The following is a 392-nucleotide window of genomic DNA, read 5'->3' as shown; positions in this document are numbered from 1 at the left end:
CATGGACCAGCTGGCTGGAGACGCGCTCCTTGGTGAGGCTGTTGGTGACCTCGCCGGTCATCAGCGCCTTGACGTCCGCGTTGACCTCCGGCTTCAGCCCCTGGGCCGTGACCTGCCGCTCGAAGTGCTTGCTGCTGAAGAAGACCAGCGCCCCGCCGTCCTCGGTGCGCAGCCCGAGCGGGCCGAACGTGCCGCCGGTCAGCGGCTGGTCGACGTACTGGTAGGAGAACCCGGCCCGCCGGGTCGTACGGCGCGTGTCGCGCCACGCCGAGGTCGCGGTGCCGGGGGCGAACACGTCCGGGGTGCCCTTCTGGAGGTACTCCGTGTACGCGGTGCTCAAGTCGGCCGGAGAGACGACCAGTTCCTTGCTCTGCGGCTCCACCGGAGTGGCC

General features: G+C 70.2%; 1 protein-coding gene. It reads right to left on the bottom strand.

What is annotated here, in order from left to right:
- Window positions 1-392 (bottom strand): DUF8094 domain-containing protein (locus V2J85_RS41010; RefSeq protein ID WP_474064983.1); only part of this gene is annotated, 392 nt, incomplete at both ends.

This window comes from Streptomyces bugieae, from assembly GCF_036352915.1.
Lineage (GTDB): Bacteria > Actinomycetota > Actinomycetes > Streptomycetales > Streptomycetaceae > Streptomyces > Streptomyces endophytica.
This window is presented reverse-complemented; position numbering and strand designations above follow the sequence as displayed.